The 15,164-nt window shown below is 62.5% G+C and carries 18 protein-coding genes; 15 read left to right on the top strand and 3 right to left on the bottom strand.

Translation table 11 applies throughout. From position 1 onward, the window contains the following. Positions 1-206 precede the first annotated feature (206 nt). The 3 genes from fliP to UF78_RS00835 are packed head-to-tail and all read right to left on the bottom strand — an operon-like array spanning position 207 to position 2,166. Positions 207-962, bottom strand: coding sequence for a flagellar type III secretion system pore protein FliP (fliP, locus tag UF78_RS00825; RefSeq protein WP_045160123.1), 756 nt, complete (start codon positions 960-962; stop codon positions 207-209). Further along, positions 959-1,330, bottom strand: coding sequence for a flagellar motor switch protein FliN (fliN, locus tag UF78_RS00830; protein WP_045160124.1), 372 nt, complete (start codon positions 1,328-1,330; stop codon positions 959-961). The genes fliP and fliN overlap by 4 nt, the downstream gene beginning before the upstream one ends. Further along, positions 1,327-2,166, bottom strand: a complete 840-nt coding sequence (locus UF78_RS00835; RefSeq protein WP_045160125.1) for a FliM/FliN family flagellar motor C-terminal domain-containing protein — start codon at positions 2,164-2,166, stop codon at positions 1,327-1,329. Before UF78_RS00835 ends, fliN begins: the two co-directional genes overlap by 4 nt. A 436-nt stretch (positions 2,167-2,602) precedes the next feature. Here UF78_RS00835 and UF78_RS00840 point away from each other — a divergent pair, with 436 nt between their 5' ends. From UF78_RS00840 to UF78_RS00910, 15 genes are all read left to right on the top strand, one after another. Then, a complete protein-coding gene (locus UF78_RS00840) occupies positions 2,603-3,988 on the top strand; it encodes a sigma-54-dependent transcriptional regulator (RefSeq protein ID WP_045160126.1) in 1,386 nt (461 codons plus the stop codon). A 28-nt stretch (positions 3,989-4,016) separates the two neighbouring features. Beyond that, positions 4,017-4,337, top strand: a complete 321-nt coding sequence (locus UF78_RS00845) for a flagellar hook-basal body complex protein FliE (protein ID WP_045160127.1) — start codon at positions 4,017-4,019, stop codon at positions 4,335-4,337. Positions 4,338-4,357: 20 nt separating this feature from the next. Further along, complete coding sequence (gene fliF, locus UF78_RS00850; protein ID WP_045160128.1) at positions 4,358-6,037, top strand: flagellar basal-body MS-ring/collar protein FliF; 1,680 nt, start codon at positions 4,358-4,360, stop codon at positions 6,035-6,037. After that, on the top strand, positions 6,009-7,076 hold the full coding sequence (locus UF78_RS00855) for a FliG C-terminal domain-containing protein (protein WP_045160130.1): 1,068 nt from the start codon (positions 6,009-6,011) through the stop codon (positions 7,074-7,076). Before fliF ends, UF78_RS00855 begins: the two co-directional genes overlap by 29 nt. Before the next feature lie 6 nt (positions 7,077-7,082). Beyond that, positions 7,083-7,781: a flagellar assembly protein FliH gene (fliH, locus tag UF78_RS00860; RefSeq protein WP_045160131.1), complete on the top strand. Its 699-nt coding sequence runs from the start codon at positions 7,083-7,085 to the stop codon at positions 7,779-7,781. Between the two features lies 1 nt (position 7,782). Next, a complete protein-coding gene (fliI, locus tag UF78_RS00865; RefSeq protein ID WP_045160132.1) occupies positions 7,783-9,114 on the top strand; it encodes a flagellar protein export ATPase FliI in 1,332 nt (443 codons plus the stop codon). Then, entirely contained in the window at positions 9,111-9,536 is a 426-nt protein-coding gene (locus UF78_RS00870; RefSeq protein WP_045160133.1) for a flagellar FliJ family protein, read from the top strand. The genes fliI and UF78_RS00870 overlap by 4 nt, the downstream gene beginning before the upstream one ends. 138 nt (positions 9,537-9,674) lie before the next feature. After that, positions 9,675-9,950 (top strand): flagellar biosynthesis anti-sigma factor FlgM, encoded by a 276-nt coding sequence (gene flgM, locus UF78_RS00875; protein WP_045160134.1) that lies wholly within the window; start codon positions 9,675-9,677, stop codon positions 9,948-9,950. Beyond that, positions 9,947-10,387, top strand: a complete 441-nt coding sequence (gene flgN / locus UF78_RS00880; protein WP_045160135.1) for a flagellar protein FlgN — start codon at positions 9,947-9,949, stop codon at positions 10,385-10,387. The genes flgM and flgN overlap by 4 nt, the downstream gene beginning before the upstream one ends. 385 nt (positions 10,388-10,772) lie before the next feature. Further along, complete coding sequence (gene fliD / locus UF78_RS00885; RefSeq protein WP_045160136.1) at positions 10,773-12,044, top strand: flagellar filament capping protein FliD; 1,272 nt, start codon at positions 10,773-10,775, stop codon at positions 12,042-12,044. Next, a complete protein-coding gene (gene fliS / locus UF78_RS00890) occupies positions 12,041-12,439 on the top strand; it encodes a flagellar export chaperone FliS (protein WP_045160137.1) in 399 nt (132 codons plus the stop codon). The genes fliD and fliS overlap by 4 nt, the downstream gene beginning before the upstream one ends. After that, on the top strand, positions 12,423-12,746 hold the full coding sequence (locus UF78_RS00895; protein WP_045160138.1) for a hypothetical protein: 324 nt from the start codon (positions 12,423-12,425) through the stop codon (positions 12,744-12,746). Before fliS ends, UF78_RS00895 begins: the two co-directional genes overlap by 17 nt. Continuing rightward, entirely contained in the window at positions 12,743-13,921 is a 1,179-nt protein-coding gene (locus UF78_RS00900) for a flagellar hook-length control protein FliK (protein WP_052679261.1), read from the top strand. Before UF78_RS00895 ends, UF78_RS00900 begins: the two co-directional genes overlap by 4 nt. A gap of 36 nt (positions 13,922-13,957) precedes the next feature. Next, positions 13,958-14,419 carry a flagellar basal body-associated FliL family protein gene (locus tag UF78_RS00905; protein ID WP_045160139.1) on the top strand — a complete coding sequence of 154 codons (462 nt, stop codon included), beginning with the start codon at positions 13,958-13,960 and terminating at the stop codon, positions 14,417-14,419. A gap of 10 nt (positions 14,420-14,429) precedes the next feature. Continuing rightward, entirely contained in the window at positions 14,430-15,164 is a 735-nt protein-coding gene (locus tag UF78_RS00910; RefSeq protein ID WP_045160141.1) for a FliA/WhiG family RNA polymerase sigma factor, read from the top strand.

Genomic DNA, 15,164 nt, shown 5'->3' on the forward strand with positions numbered 1-15,164 from the left:
GCAAGCGTTTTTGCTTACTTTTTTGGCAACTGAAAAAAGTGAGTCGCCCAGCAGGGCGAAACCTACGGTGCGAAGCGACGACGGAGCCGGGCTATACGAAGATGGCCGTATCGTCCCCTGATCGCGAGCAAGCTCGCTCCTACGAAAAGCGATAGACCGCTCAGCGGCTGAGGCATAGAGGGAACGATGACTCATCACGGCGCCCCCTAAAACGGCTGAACACTGGTGGTCAGCGTCCCCATCAACAACGCCCAGCCATCCACCAACACAAACACCATCAACTTGAACGGCAGCGAAATCATCATTGGCGACAGCATCATCATGCCCATCGCCATCAGCACACTGGCCACCACCAGGTCGATCACCAGAAACGGCACGAAAATCATGAAGCCGAGCTGAAAGGCCGTCTTCAACTCGCTCAGCACGAACGCCGGCAGCAGCAGGGAGAAGTCCAGTTCTTCGAGATTCTCCGGCACTTCTTCGCCGGCCAGCGACACCATGGTCTCCAGCGAGGTCTTGTTGGTCTGCGCCAGCATGAACGCCGAGAGGCTGGTTTTGGACACCTCCAGCGCCTGCTCCAGGCTGATCTCGTCGTTCTGAAACGGCTCGAACGCGGCGCTATGAATTTCCTGCCACACAGGGCGCATCACCAGCAGGGTAACGATCAGCGCGATGCCGATCAGGACCTGGTTGGGTGGGCTCTGTTGCAGGCCGATGGCCTGGCGCAGGATGGCCAACACGATGATGAAGCGGGTGAAGCAGGTCATCATCATCAGCATCGCCGGCAGGAAGCCCAGCAGCGTCATGATGATCAGGATCTGCAGCTTTATGCTGAATGCCTGACCGTTCTCGGTATCGTTCAGGTTGAACAGCGTGATTTCGCCGCCGGCAGCCTGCGCGGCCAGCGGGAACAGGCTGGCCAGCAGCAGGCACAGCAGCAACAGCCCGCGGCGCAGCTTCATTGCGTCAGCGCATCCAGGCCGACGCCGGACAGTTCGACGATGCGCAGGCCGTAACTGCCGTTCATCACCACCACTTCTGCTTTGGCGAACAGGGTGCCGTTGACCTTCACGTCCAGCGGCTCGCCGGCGACCTTGTCGAGGACGATGACGCTGCTGGTGTCGCACTCCATCAGTTCTTTCAGCGAAATCTCAGCCGAGGCCACTTCCAAGGTGACGTTCACCGGGATCTTGCCGAAGAAGCTCAGGTCCTGACGCGGCGCCTGGAGCTGGGGAGCGGGCGCAGCGGCTGGCTCGTCGATACCGTCGAGGCTCAGGTCGCCCTCGTTGATCAGGTTCTCGAATTCGTTGTCGGACAGTTGACCGGTCATTGGGATTTCACGCTTTCAAGTGAAGTGAGGAACAGGGCGCCGTCTTCTTCGAAGACAGTCCCCCGGAAAAGCTTCTGCTGGTTGATGCGCACTTCGTAGCGGTCCAGCGGGCGCACCATGAGGATGTCGTTGAGCTGCAGGGCAAGCACTTGCGACAGCGGCATTTGTACCGAGGCGACCACACAATCGAGGCGTACCGGCAGGTGCTTGATGTGATCGAGCGGATTGCCGGTCAGCCGAGCAGGCAACGGGCCGGCCAGGTGACTGGTGAGTTCATCGACCAGATCGGTGTCTAGATAAATGAAAATCGATGAACGGCTATTGGTCAGGTGGCTGATGTATTCGAACTCAGCGACATATTCCCAGGTGGTTTCTTCGTAATCGTTTTCATAGCGCTCAAGTTCACCGAATGTTTCGCCGGACAATATCGAGCGCGCAAAAATATAAGTCAGATCCAAGCCCAGTCGATCACGCATCCGTTGTTCTGAAGTGCTGATCGGCGGTGCTTCCTGACTCGGCACTATTGTTCCGCCGTAATAGCATTCGAGTGCCTCGGTGAGGAGTGCCCGATCAATTGAAAACCCGACCTTTCCCATCGGCGAGCGATAGATGCATTCCGGTGCTTTGTTTGCCGGCTCTTGAACATCCACCTTGCTCAATTCGAGGCTGATCCGGTAATTGCGCAAGAAGTAGTCACCCATCAAGCGTGGGTTCTTGTTGGTGGTTTCCTTGATGAACTGAGGAATCTTGTGGTGATGCCGGCCAAGCTTCTGCGGTTTCAAAACAGTCAGGCTTTGGGCGGGCACGCCATGGTGGACTTTTGAATTGCCAGACATGTTGTGAACGGTATTTCCTGGTTCTTGCACGGCAGGCGATGGCCTGTCGCGCGGGTAAAAGCAGAAGAATGTTTGGCCAGGGCGGGTTTGCGGTGCCTGAGATGACGGGCACAGCTCTAGCGTGCCGCCAGTCTAGGCTTGGGCGCGAGGAAGAATTAAATCAATAGGTATCAATTGATCTTTTTTGAGATCAGCTGTGAGCAATTGATTTAATTTTAGCGGAACTGATTGGGCGGTTCCGGGCGGGCTTGTTAGCGTGCGCGCAATTGTTTCGGAGCGGTCGGCTGCAGTTACCTGTCTCGTTCGGCGAGTTGGACAGACAAGGCGACGAAAGTTCCAGAAGACTTAAATAAATTTTTCAGCGAATCCGGCGTTGTGCTCGAGCAACAGGCGTAACAGCGCCAAGGTGGTCACATTGAATAGTGTCAGTCATGCAATGAACTACTCCCGCGATGAGCTATTCGCTCCAGCGCCGGCGCGCAAGAAAATTCTCATTGTCGGCAATCCCGCAGAGGCGGGTTGCGAGTTCCTTGAAGCGGGCTTGCGAAAGGAAGGCTGCGCAGTATTTTCACACGCCGATCTGAATGATCTGGATAACGCCGCTTTGAAGGGCACATCGCTGGTTTTCATCATAATCAGCGGCATACAACAGCCGGCCTTATATACGCAGGTCGATTCACTGATTCGTCGTGGACGCGCCATCAGCGTTATTCCCGTCGTGCAGTACGCCGACCAGGAAAAGGCCGCAGCCTTACTTGAACTGGGCTGTGTCGATTACTTGTTGTCGCCATTCAGCGCAAGCCAGTTAAGCGCATTGCTGCGCCGCCAGGAATTCGCCGATACGGCCCAGGAGAGTTTCGTCTCCTGTTCCCAGGCTGGCCGCCGTCTGCTGGCCATGGCACAGCGTGTGTCGCTGACCCGGGCGCCGATTCTGATCACCGGTGAAACCGGCACCGGTAAGGAGCTGATGGCGCGTTATATCCATCGCTTCTCGGCCAGTGCGGATGCACCTTTCATTGCAGTCAACTGCGCAGCGATTCCGGAGCAGATGCTCGAATCGATACTGTTCGGCCATGAGAAGGGCGCCTTCACTGGCGCGGTGACGGCCCAGCCGGGGAAATTCGAACTGGCCAACGGCGGCACGCTGCTGCTCGATGAGATCGGCGAACTGCCCCTGGGGCTGCAAGCCAAGCTGCTTCGCGTACTGCAGGAACAGCGCGTGGAGCGCCTCGGCGGGCGCAAGGAAATCGAGCTCAACGTGCGCATCATCGCCGCCACCAACCGCGATCTGCAGGTGGAAGTCGCGGAGGGGCGATTCCGTGCCGACCTGATGTTCCGCCTCGACGTGCTGCCGCTGCACATCAGCCCGCTGCGTGAGCGAAAGGAAGACGTGCTGCCGCTGGCTCGCCGTTTCGTGGCCAAGTACGCGCCGCAGGAAGCCGACGAAGAACTGTTCACCAGCGATGCCTGCCGCGCCCTGCTGCGGCACGACTGGCCGGGCAATGCCCGCGAGCTGGAGAACACCGTGCAGCGCGCCCTGGTGTTGCGCAACGGTCTGTTCATCCAGCCGCAGGATCTCGGCCTGGCAGCCCCTTCGCAAGTCGAAGTACGCACCGAGCGGTTGCCGCTGCCCACGCTCGAAACCGGAAAGGCTGCCCTACGCGCCAGCGGCAAGTGGGCCGAGTACCAGCATGTGATCGACACCATTCGCAAGTTCGACGGGCACAAGACCAAGGCGGCGGCCAGCCTCGGGATGACCTCGCGTGCCTTGCGCTACCGCCTCAATGCCATGCGCGAGCAGGGCATCGAGCTGGATTTCTGATTTAGACAAGGCAAGGGGAGAGCCAGCGATGAGTTCAATCACTCAGGTGCAGCAGGATTTGCTGGGCCGCATGCAGCAGCTGCAAGGCGTCGCCAGTGGCACCGTCATCAAGCCGGCCGAGCAGGCGGCGCCGGATGCCGGTGGCCTGTTCATGGCGGCGATGCGTTCGGTCGATGCCCAGCAGCATCAGGCCGGAGCGGCCATGGCTGCGGTGGACAGCGGCAAGAGCGACGACCTGGTGGGCGCCATGCTCGACAGCCAAAAGGCCAGTGTGTCGTTTTCCGCGTTGCTGCAGGTGCGCAACAAACTGACCACGGCGTTCGACGACGTCATGAGAATGCCGCTTTGATCCGGCGTGAGAGCTAAGACGTGCTGCAGAAAATCAAAAGCAAGCTGCCGGCTGGCGGCCTCCAGCTCGACCCGCGGGTAACGCTCGCCGGCATGGCGGTGATCGCCGCCGCGCTGGCTGTCGCCGTGGCCTTTTACCTGTGGCGTGACAACGGCTCGTTCCGGCCGCTGCATGGCGCCGGTGAGGCTTTCCCGGTAGCCGAGGTGATGCAAGTGCTCGATGCCGAGGCCGTGCAATACCGCATCCACCCGCAGAGCGGGCAGATCCTGGTGCGTGAGGACCAGCTGTCCCGAGCGCGCATGCTGCTCGCCGCCAAGGGCGTGAAGGTGGCGATGCCGGCCGGTTACGAGCTGTTCGACAAGGAGGAGCCGCTGGGCACCAGCCAGTTCGTCCAGGACGTGCGTCTCAAGCGCAGCCTGGAAGGCGAACTGGCACGCACCGTGATGTCGCTCAAGGGCGTTCAACATGCCCGCGTGCACCTGGCGCAGGAGGAGAACAGCTCCTTCGTGGTCAGTAAACGCGCGCCGACCAAGGCCTCGGTGATGCTCCAACTGGAGCCCGGTTACAAGCTGGGCGCCGATCAGGTTGGCGCGATCGTCAATCTGGTGGCTGGCAGCGTGCCCAACCTCAAGCCCGAAAATGTTGGCGTGGTCGATCAGTACGGCGCGCTGCTGTCGCGCGGTCTGAATGTCGGCGGTGGGCCGGCGCAGAACTGGGGCGCTGTGGAGGATTACCAGCAGAAGGCTGTGGCCAACATCGAGCAGGTGCTGGCGCCGGTGCTGGGCAGCGGCAACTACCGCATCAGCGTCGCCGCTGATATCGACTTCAGCCAGAAGGAGGAAACCTTCCAGTCCTATGGCGAAACCCCACGCCTGCGTCGCGAAGTGCTGAGCAACGAAAGCGCGCTGGATCAGCTGGCGCTGGGCATTCCCGGCTCGCTGGCCAACCGTCCCGTCGCCCCGCCGAAGGAAGGCGAGGAACCGGCGCCGGCCAAGGGCGAAACCAAGGGTGCCACCTCCTTGCGTGAAGAATCCACTCGCCAGTTGGACTATGACCAAAGCGTGGTGCATGTGAAGCACGCCGGTTTCGCCCTGCGCCAGCAGAGCGTGGCGGTGGTGCTCAACGCCGATGCCGCGCCCGAAGGCGGCTGGAGCGACGAGGCGCGCGCCGAGCTGGAAGCCATGGTCCGCAGCGCGGTGGGCTTCAAGCAGGATCGAGGCGATCTACTGACCCTCAGCGTCCTGCCCTTCGCCAGCGTGGAAACCGTCACTGAAGAGGTGCCCTGGTGGGAAAACAACCAGGTGCACGCCTTGGCCAAGCTGGGCGTGGCCGGCCTGATCGCGCTGCTGCTGTTGTTGATCGTGGTGCGTCCCGCCGTGCGCAGCCTGACCCAGCGCAGTGCGCCCGCTGAGGCCGATCCGGCTGCTCTGGAGGGCACCCTGGCGGGGATGGCGGGACCGCTGCCGATCGAGACCGAGTCGCGTGCGGCCCTGGCCAGCCCAAAATCCAGTGGCGACGGCGTACACGTATTCGGCGAGCTCAACCCGCTGTCCGAGATTCGCCTGCCAGCGCCCGGTTCGGGCCTGGAGCTACAGATCGAGCACCTGCAAATGCTCGCCAAGAACGACCCGGAGCGTGTTTCGGAAGTCATCAAGCACTGGATAGGCCGCAATGAAAGAGAACTCAACCCAGCCAGCTGAGTCGGCTACCGGCTCGAGCAAGGAGATCAAACCGCGTCCGGTACAGCTGCGCTCGGTGAGCTCGCTGGACCAGGCGGCCATCCTCATGCTGAGCATGGGCGATGACATCTCCGCCGGCATCCTGCGCAACTTCTCCCGCGAGGAAATCATCAGCATCAGCCAGGCCATGGCGCGCCTGTCCAACGTCAAGCAGCCGATGGTGTCCGACGTGATCAGCCGCTTCTTCGACGATTACAAGGAGCAGAGCAGCATCAAGGGCGCGTCGCGTACCTACTTGTCAGGCATGCTCGGCAAGGCGCTGGGTGGCGACATCACCCGCTCGCTGCTCGATTCGATCTATGGCGAGGAGATCCGCGCCAAGATGGCCAAAATGGAATGGCTCGATCCGAAGCAGTTCGCGGCGCTGATCGCCAAGGAGCACGCGCAGATGCAGGCCGTGTTCCTCGCGTTCCTGCCGCCGGGCATGGCCACCGACGTGCTCGAGTGCATGCCGGCTGAGCGCCAGGACGAGTTGCTCTATCGCATCGCCAACCTCAACGAGGTCAACAGCGACGTCATCGCCGAGCTCGAGCAGCTCATCGATCGCAGCCTGCAGGTGCTGTCGAACCAGGGCTCACAGGTGCGCGGCGTGAAGCAGGCGGCGGACATCATGAACCGCTTCAAGGGCAATCGTGACCAGATGTTCGAATTGCTGCGCGCCCACAACGAAGAGCTGGTGAGCAAGATCGAAGACGAGATGTATGACTTCTTCATTCTCTCCCGGCAGAACCAGGATGTGCTGCAGACCTTGCTGGAAGTGATTCCGCTGGAAGAATGGGTGGTCGCCCTCAAGGGCGCCGAGCCGGAGCTGGTCCGCGCGATTCAGGGCGCGATGCCCAAGCGTCAGGCGCAGCAGATGGAATCGATCAACCGTCGCCAGGGCCCGGTGCCGCTGTCGCGGGTCGAGCAGGTGCGCAAGGACATCATGGCGGTGGTCCGCGAGATGTCTACCGATGGCGACCTGCAGGTTCAGTTGTTCCGCGAACAGACGGTCGAGTAAGCGCCGATGAGCATCAAGATCATCAAGGGCGAAGGCCGCTCCTGGCGCCCGTTCCGCTTTCCGCCACGGGTCAGAACCGCGGCAGAGCTGGCGGACAGTGTTGCCGGCGACCCGGCCGCGCTGCAGCGCGCTGTTGCCGATGGCTTTCAGGAAGGCATCGACAAGGGTTACGAACAGGGTCTGGAGCAGGGCCGTGAAGCCGGTCACCGTGAAGGCTTCGAGCGTGGGGTGGAGGATGGCAAGGCGATCGGCCGAGAAGAGGGCCGCGCCCTGGGTCGCCAGGCTTTCGACCAGGCGGCCCGGCCGATGGACGATCTGGTCGAGCGCTTCGAGCGCTTTCGGCAGGAATTTGAACAAGCGCGTCGTGAGCAGCTGCTCGAGCTGGTGCAGAAGGTCTCCAAGCAGGTGATCCGCTGCGAGCTGACCCTGCATCCGACGCAATTGCTGTCGCTGGCCGAGGATGCCCTGGCAGCCATGCCCGGCGATCAGGACGATGTGCGCATCCTGCTCAACCCCGAAGAATGCAACCGGATCAAGGAGTTGGCGCCGGAACGCGCCGCTGCATGGCGTTTGGTGCCGGACGACAAACTCGCCCTCGGCGAATGCCGTGTGATCACCGCCGAATCGGAAGCCGACATCGGCTGTCAGCAGCGTCTGGATTCGTGCATGGATACGCTGGCCGAACACATCAGGGCAGAGGGCTGATATGTCCCTGCGCGAGAGCTTCCGGCTCGACGAGGCATTGCGCTCGCTGGATACGGTGCAGCTGGCCAAGGTCAGCGGCCGGCTGGTGCGCGTTTCCGGCATGTTGCTGGAAAGCCTTGGCTGCCAGCGCATGACCGGCCAGCGCTGCTTCGTCGAGCAGGGTGATGGCAGCATGCTCGAAGCGCAGGTGGTGGGCTTCAACCGCGATATCACCTATTTGATGCCGTTCAAGAAGCCGGTGGGCCTGACCGCTGGCTCGCGGGTGTTCCCCGCTCCGGACGACGCCAAGCTGCACATCGATGACTCCTGGTTGGGGCGCGTAGTCAACGGCCTCGGCGAGCCGCTGGACGAAATGGGCAAGCTCAGCGGGCGCGATCCCCTGCCCACCGAGCTGCCCTCGGTCAATCCCCTCAAGCGCAAGCCAGTGAGCGAACCGCTGGACGTCGGCGTGCGGGCGATCAATTCCATGCTCACGCTCGGCAAGGGCCAGCGCGTCGGGCTGTTCGCAGGCTCCGGTGTCGGCAAGAGCGTGCTGCTGGGCATGATCACCCGGCAGACCAAAGCCGATGTGGTGGTGGTCGGGCTGATTGGCGAGCGTGGGCGCGAGGTGCAGGAGTTTTTGCTGCATTCGCTGGGCGAGGAGGGCCTGAAAAAGGCCGTGGTGGTGGTGGCGCCGGCCAACGAATCGCCGTTGATGCGCCTCAAGGCCACCGAGCTGTGCCACAGCATCGCCGCTTATTTTCGCGATCAGGGCAACGATGTGTTGTTGCTGGTGGACTCGCTGACCCGCTACGCCATGGCCCAGCGCGAAATCGCCCTGGCGTTGGGTGAGCCGCCAGCGACCAAGGGTTATCCGCCGTCGGTGTTCGGCATGCTGCCGGAGCTGGTGGAGAGCGCCGGCAACGGCGCCAACGACAATGGCAGCCTCAGCGCGCTGTATACGGTGCTCGCCGAAGGCGACGACCAGCAGGACCCGATCGTCGATTGCGCGCGGGCGATTCTCGACGGCCATATCGTGCTGTCGCGGCGCCTGGCCGATGCCGGCCATTACCCGGCCATCGACATTTGCGCCTCGGTCAGCCGCTGCATGAGCCAGGTCGGCCAGCCACCGCACCTCGGCGCGGCGCGCCAGCTCAAAGAGTTCTACAGCACCTACGAGAAGATCAAGGACCTGATCCCGCTCGGTGGCTACAGCCCGGGTGCCGATATCAAGACCGACCGCGCCGTGCAGCTGGCGCCCACCATCGAGCGCTTCCTGCGCCAGGAAGTGGGCGAAGCGGCGGAGCTGGAAACCAGTCTCACCATCCTGCAGAGCATCATCCGGAAGCCATGAAACAGCAGATCGAAACGCTCACGCGCCTGGCCAGCCTGCGCGGTAACCGGGTCAAGCAGATGCTCGGGCAGGTTCAGTACCAGCAGAACCTCTGTCAGCGCTATCGCAACAACATCACCGGCCTCAGCCGCCTGTGCGGTTTCAGCGTGCCGATGAGCACCCCACTGCAGCGCGACAATCAGCAGCGCTACAAGGCCACGCTGTACAAAATGGTCGAACTGCAACGGCGCGAACTGGCGGTGGCCGAGCAGGCGCTGGCGCGAATCCAGCAGGAGTTGTTGCAGGCCATGCGCAGCGAGAAGGTGGTCGAGCATGTCATCGACGCCAAGATGCAGCAGTGGCAGCACTTGCTGATGTCGCAGGAGCAGAAGATTCAGGATGGCCTCGCCGCGCAGTCCTGGTGGCGTAACCAGATTGCCTAGGGCGCCCGGCGGTGCGACAGGAGACCTCGAACAGCGGCACCTGATCAGAGCGCTTCCGTCAGCCGCTGAAAAAAAGATTTAAGGTTTTCGCCCGAGCGGTCGCTTGTTTGGCAGTAACCACCGAGTTGGAACGAGATCATGGAAATCAGCCGGCAATTCAAGCCCGCCATTGCAATCCCCACCGAGACCGCCCCGGCGCGTCCGGCCGGTGTTCGCCCCGCCGCGCAGCCGGCCGCACGTCAGGCCGAAAGTCTGCCGCTGGAGCAGATGCACGACGCGCTGCGCGCCATGCCCGAGGTCGATCTGGACCGGGTAGCGGCCATCAAGCAAGCGTTGCAGCGCGGCGAGATATCCACTGACGTGGGTGAGCTGGCCAGCAGCATGCTCAGCTATCACCGCGGTAACGATGCGTGAGCCAGCGCGAGAAGCTGCTGGCCGTCGTCGATGACGATCTGCAGCAAGATTGCGGCGATTACCTCGCCTTGCGTGAGCTGATGCAGGAGCTCTACGGACGTCTGCTGGAACGCGATGTCCTGGAGATCAATCGGATCAATCTGCAAATCACCGTCCGCGTCGAGGCCATTGCTGCGCGTGCTCAACGTCGCAGCAAGGTGCTGGCCGCCTTCCGTCTGGAAACCTCGGGCGTCGGCATGCGTCGCCTGTTGTCCAGCTGCACGGGCGAGCGGGGTGAATCCTTGCAGCGGCATTGGCGGCAGGTCGGCGACCTCGCTGTGCAGTGCCAGCAATTCAACGAGCACAACGGCAAGCTGCTCGCCATGCACCACGATATCCTGCAGCAGCTGCTTGTCGGCAGTCAGGATGCCCGGCTCTATTCGCCTCAGGCCTACTGAGGCGCAAGCTACTCAGCGCCGTGGCCCACCTCGTCTCGCAGAAGTCGTAGCGCAGACCGCGCCGCGTTTCCGCCAGCAAAACAGCGGCTGTGAAAAGCGCATCCGCCCTACGGCTACCTTCGATCCTGCGCTAACCAACCACCCGACCGGTAAGACGGCACCGGGTCGTGTCGCTCGGATTGGTTCTTAACAAAACCATCCCCACCGTCGCCTTTACAGACAGATGTTCCGCCCTAGCAGTAGGCGGAAACGGTACTTCCCCGTTTCCTCGTCCTGCCGCGTTGCGGAAGTTCCTTTTCTGCATGCCATTGGCTGAGATGCCCGTATCACGGGGGCTTGAGACCTGGCATGCAATCTGCTCTGCAAGCATCAAGAGGGGATGGTGATGGCTATAGATTCCGATTACGTACAGCAGATGTCGACGCAGTTGGCGACCTACGAAGTTCAGTCTTCGTTGGATCGGCTTAACCGCAACGAAACGCGCTACAAGGCGCAGCGCGATGCGTTGAGCTCGCTGCGTACCTCGCTGACCACCTTCAAGTCGGCGATGACCAAGCTCAACAGCCGTACGTCGAGCATGCTGACCAACAGCGCGACCTTCAGCCAGGAGGGTTTCGCCACGGCCACCGTGGGCACTACCGCGACGGCCGGTACCTATGATTTTTATGTCGAGCGCCTGGCCGGCAAGCAGCAGGTGGCGGTGCAGGGGCTGGTCGACGGCAGCCTGAGCGGCACCCTCACGCTCAATGCTCAGGCTTTCGATCTGAGCAGCTACGCCACCCTCGATGACGCGGCCAAGGCCATCAACGCGGCAGGGCTAGGCGCCCAGGCCACATTGGTGCGCAGCAACGGCGCGGTCAATCTGGTGGTGACCAGCGAGAAAAGCGGTGCGGCCAACGGCTTCACCCTGGATGTAGCCGGCAATGCGGCAGCCACCACTACCACGCTGTCCACAGCGCAGGATGCCCTGATTCGCCTGGGCGGCAGCTACGGCGCCGGCGGCATCGAGCTCACCAGTGCCAGCAATACTTTCACCGACGTCATCGACGGCGTCAGCATGACCGTCAGCAAAGTGCATGCGGCGGGCGATGCACCATTGACCGTCACCGTCGGTCAGGACAAGGCTGGGACCAAGGCCAAGGCGCAGAACTTCATCGATGCCTTCAACAGCCTGATGACAAGCTTCGATTCGCTGACCGCCAGCGGTAGCGACAGCAGCGCCCGTGGCGCCCTGGCCGGCGATTCCAGCGTGCGCTCCATCGAGAGTCGCCTGAATGGCCTGCTGCGTACCGACTTCGGCGGCAAGAGTCTGGTCGAGTTCGGCATCAGCGCCGATCGCAACGGCAAGCTGAGCATTGACGCCACGCGTTTCGAGGCCGCAGTCGCCAACGATCCGGAAGGTTTCGAGGCACTGTTCACCGGCAAGGACAACCTGCTCGACAGCATCGACAAGACCGTCGCCAGCTACACCAGCAGCACCAACGGCATGCTGAAAAACCGCATGGACACGCTGGACATGAGCCTGCGCCGCATCGATGAGCAGTTCGACAATCTTCAGCAGCAGTACGACAACCACTACAGCCGCTACCTCAGACAGTTCACTTCCATGATGCAAACCATGCAGAGCATGGAACAGACCTACGGATTGTTCGGATGAATCCTTATCTCCAAAACGACAGTTACGACAGCTACCGCGCAGTAGACCTCGAAGCCCGCGCGGCCTCCGCATCGCCTTACGAGCTGGTGCTGGTGCTGATGGACGGCCTGCTCGACGAACTGGCTCGCGCCCGTGGACACATCGAGCACAAGCGCTATCAGCAGAAGGGCATTTCCCTGGAGAAGTGCATGAACATCCTTAACGGCCTCAACGGCGCGCTCGACGAAGAGGGCGGCGGAGAGGTCGTGCAGGGCCTGGCGCGGCTCTACGAATACTGCATCTACCGGCTCTCCGACGTCAGCGTAACGCTGTCGCTGGAAGGTCTGGATGAGGTGATCAATCTGCTTGGCATCCTGCGTGAAGGCTGGGAGGGCGTCAGTGCCGCCCGTAAATGACAGCGAACGCCTGATGGCGCTGCATGGGCAGCTGCAACAGGCGTTGCAGGCCAATGACTGGACAGCGGTTGCGACGACCGATGCCGCGATCCGCCAGTGCCTCGAAGCGCTGGCCGGTCGGCTGGAGCAGGACGAGCCCACACGATTGGCGAAAAGCCGCCTCAAGCAGCTGCATGGCGAAGGTCTGCAAGCCTGCGCCGACGAATGCGAACGCCTGCGCCTGTTGCTGCTGAACCATCTGGAGTACGCCGAGGGGCGTGCCGCTTACCAGCGTATCGATATGTTCCAAGCCGGAGACCGGGGATGATCCAGTCGATTCCAACCGCACGCGCGGCTGCCGAGAGTGCCGGGTCGGCCATGCCGACGCCCGCCCGCGTGAGCCAGGGCGGCAAGCCCGTCGAAGGGCGCCAGGTGACGGAGCGCGCCGTCCATGCTTTCGGTGAGCGCATGCGACTGGCCTCTCGTGAAACCGAGGCGCGTTCGACCGAGCCGCCTGCGGTCTGGATGCCTGATGCACCGGCGGCGCTGCCGACCGAGCAGGGGCAGGTGCTGCGGTTGGGTGGCGATGCGGCTCAAGGCGCCGAAGCGGCGCGAGAGCTGACCCCCGAACAGTGGTTGCTGAGCATGATCGACCAGCAACTCGCCGAGATCCAGGCGCGCGACGCGGCGCAACTGGAGGCGGTGCCCGAGCCGGTCGCGCCGGCTTCGGTGGAGGCTGCCGCGCCCTTGATCGATGAGCTGCTGGCCTGGATACCCGGATCTTCGCCTCTTGGTGAGCAGGAGTCCGAGGCCGATCAAGCGTTGACGGCCGACCCGCTGGACCTACTGGGCGGCTTTCACGGCAAGACCAGCGGGGCGAGCCTGACCGCGTCGCCCATGCCGAAGCCTGCCGCCGAGATGGCGCCAGGCCTGTCGACGCCAGCGCTGACCGATGTCTTGCCGACGGCATCATTGGAACCGCTGCTGAATGCGACCGAGTCCCTGGACGCCGGGGAACCGCTTGCCGGGGCCATCGAGCGGGGCCAGGCGCCGCTGGTGCAAGGCGCTGATCGTGGGCTGAAGCTGCAGGCGCCGGAAGCCAAGTGGGGCGAGCAGATGTTGCACGCCCTGCGTGAAAACGTCGATTTGCAGATCCAGCAGAAGATTCAGAGCGCCACCATCCGCCTCGACCCGCCGGAGCTGGGCAGCATGGAAATCCTGCTCAGCCACGAGTCGGGCCGGCTGAACGTGCAGCTGAGCGCGGCGAACGCCGACGTGGCGAGGCTGCTGCAGCAGACCAGCGATCGCCTGCGCCAGGAGCTGGTCGGTCAGCACTTCGTACAGGTCAACGTGCAGGTGGGTGCCGACAGCGGCGGTCAGCAGGGCCGACGCGATCAGCGGGCAACGTTGCCCGGTGAGGAGCCGCCGCTGGCAGCCCGGCCGGCGGAGCAGGAACAGCGCCGCGAGAACGGCCGCGCCCGTGACGTATTGATCACCGTTTGACCCGATTCAACCCAATTAGCCAACTGTGAGTGTGTTATGTCGACCCCCCGTCTCGTCCTGCTGATGCTGCTGCTCAACGTTCTGACCGTTGCCGGTGGCGTTGGTGTCAGCTACTGGCTGCTCAAGCCTGGCATCGAAGGTACGGTTTCCGAGGAAACCGCCGTGGTTGAATCTGTCGAGCCCTCGGAATACGTGTTCTTCCCGGTGCAGAAAGTCATCGTCAGCGTGCGTGGCGACGGTCGCGAGCACTACTTCGTGCTGGACCTGGCGTTGCAGGCAGACGCATCGGACGAGCCGCCGAAATTCGAGCAAGCCGAGCCCATCGTGCGCAACTCGGTGGTGGGCTACCTGTCGTCCCTGCCCTTCGATGAGTTACGCGGGCTGAAGATCGGTGAGTTACAGGAGCGTCTAGAAACGGCCCTGTTCGCCGACTTTGCCAGCAAGAACGCAGCAGTGCCGTTCAAGCACGTGCTGGTCAACAAGCTGATCGTGCAGTAAAGGCCCCGCCATGAGTGCCATTTGCCCCGTCGACTATTACGGCGCTACGCCGGCCGGCCCCTCGGTGTTCGCACCGGCCGCCGAACAGCGCTGGCTTATGCAGTATCTGCCGCTGGTCAAGCGCATCGTCCGGCAGTTGTCGCTGCAGGCCAACCAGGTGCTCGACCGTGAGGATATGGAGCAGATCGGCTTGATGGGGCTGCTCGAGGGGTTACGGCGCTACGGCGAGCCGGACGAGCAGTTCGGCAAGTTCGCCTCGCTGCGCATCCGCGGCGCGATTCTCGACGAGCTGCGTCGCCAGGACTGGCGTCCGCGCCAGGTTCGCCAGCAGGCGCACAAGATTCGCGACGCGATTCGCGACCTGTCCCGTCAACTGGGCCACGAACCCAGCGACGAGGAGATCAAGGCGTACACGGGCCTCGCCGAGAAGGACTATCAGGATTTCCTCTGGGCAGACTCGTCCGAGGCGATAGAAAGCCTCGACGAGCTGCTGCAGAGCGGACACGAGCATTTCCCCGACACCACGGAGTTGTTCGAGGAGCGCTTGATCAAGGAACGGGTGCTGGCGCAGGCGCTGGCCCGGCTGGACGAGCGCGAGCGGCTGGTGCTGACGCTGTATTACCAGCATGAGTTGAGCCTGAAGGAAATTGCCCTGGTGCTGGAAGTCAGCGACGCCCGGGTTTGTCAGCTGAGTAAACAGGCGATCGGCAAGGCTTGTCGCTTCCTAACAGAGAAGAGTCAGTAA

The sequence above is a fragment of the Stutzerimonas stutzeri genome, from assembly GCF_000952685.1.
GTDB classification, from domain to species: Bacteria; Pseudomonadota; Gammaproteobacteria; order Pseudomonadales; family Pseudomonadaceae; genus Stutzerimonas; species Stutzerimonas stutzeri_E.

Excerpts from the sequence above, each read along its gene's own strand:
- UF78_RS00845 (WP_045160127.1), top strand. The coding sequence starts at position 4,017 with ATGAGTTCAATCACTCAGGTGCAGCAGGATTTGCTGGGCCGCATGCAG.
- fliI (WP_045160132.1), top strand. The coding sequence starts at position 7,783 with ATGTCCCTGCGCGAGAGCTTCCGGCTCGACGAGGCATTGCGCTCGCTG.
- UF78_RS00840 (WP_045160126.1), top strand. The coding sequence starts at position 2,603 with ATGAACTACTCCCGCGATGAGCTATTCGCTCCAGCGCCGGCGCGCAAG.
- flgM (WP_045160134.1), top strand. The coding sequence starts at position 9,675 with ATGGAAATCAGCCGGCAATTCAAGCCCGCCATTGCAATCCCCACCGAG.
- UF78_RS00870 (WP_045160133.1), top strand. The coding sequence starts at position 9,111 with ATGAAACAGCAGATCGAAACGCTCACGCGCCTGGCCAGCCTGCGCGGT.
- fliH (WP_045160131.1), top strand. The coding sequence starts at position 7,083 with ATGAGCATCAAGATCATCAAGGGCGAAGGCCGCTCCTGGCGCCCGTTC.
- fliP (WP_045160123.1), bottom strand. The coding sequence starts at position 962 with ATGAAGCTGCGCCGCGGGCTGTTGCTGCTGTGCCTGCTGCTGGCCAGC.
- UF78_RS00835 (WP_045160125.1), bottom strand. The coding sequence starts at position 2,166 with ATGTCTGGCAATTCAAAAGTCCACCATGGCGTGCCCGCCCAAAGCCTG.
- UF78_RS00900 (WP_052679261.1), top strand. The coding sequence starts at position 12,743 with ATGATCCAGTCGATTCCAACCGCACGCGCGGCTGCCGAGAGTGCCGGG.
- UF78_RS00905 (WP_045160139.1), top strand. The coding sequence starts at position 13,958 with ATGTCGACCCCCCGTCTCGTCCTGCTGATGCTGCTGCTCAACGTTCTG.
- fliD (WP_045160136.1), top strand. The coding sequence starts at position 10,773 with ATGGCTATAGATTCCGATTACGTACAGCAGATGTCGACGCAGTTGGCG.
- UF78_RS00910 (WP_045160141.1), top strand. The coding sequence starts at position 14,430 with ATGAGTGCCATTTGCCCCGTCGACTATTACGGCGCTACGCCGGCCGGC.
- fliN (WP_045160124.1), bottom strand. The coding sequence starts at position 1,330 with ATGACCGGTCAACTGTCCGACAACGAATTCGAGAACCTGATCAACGAG.
- UF78_RS00855 (WP_045160130.1), top strand. The coding sequence starts at position 6,009 with ATGAAAGAGAACTCAACCCAGCCAGCTGAGTCGGCTACCGGCTCGAGC.
- fliS (WP_045160137.1), top strand. The coding sequence starts at position 12,041 with ATGAATCCTTATCTCCAAAACGACAGTTACGACAGCTACCGCGCAGTA.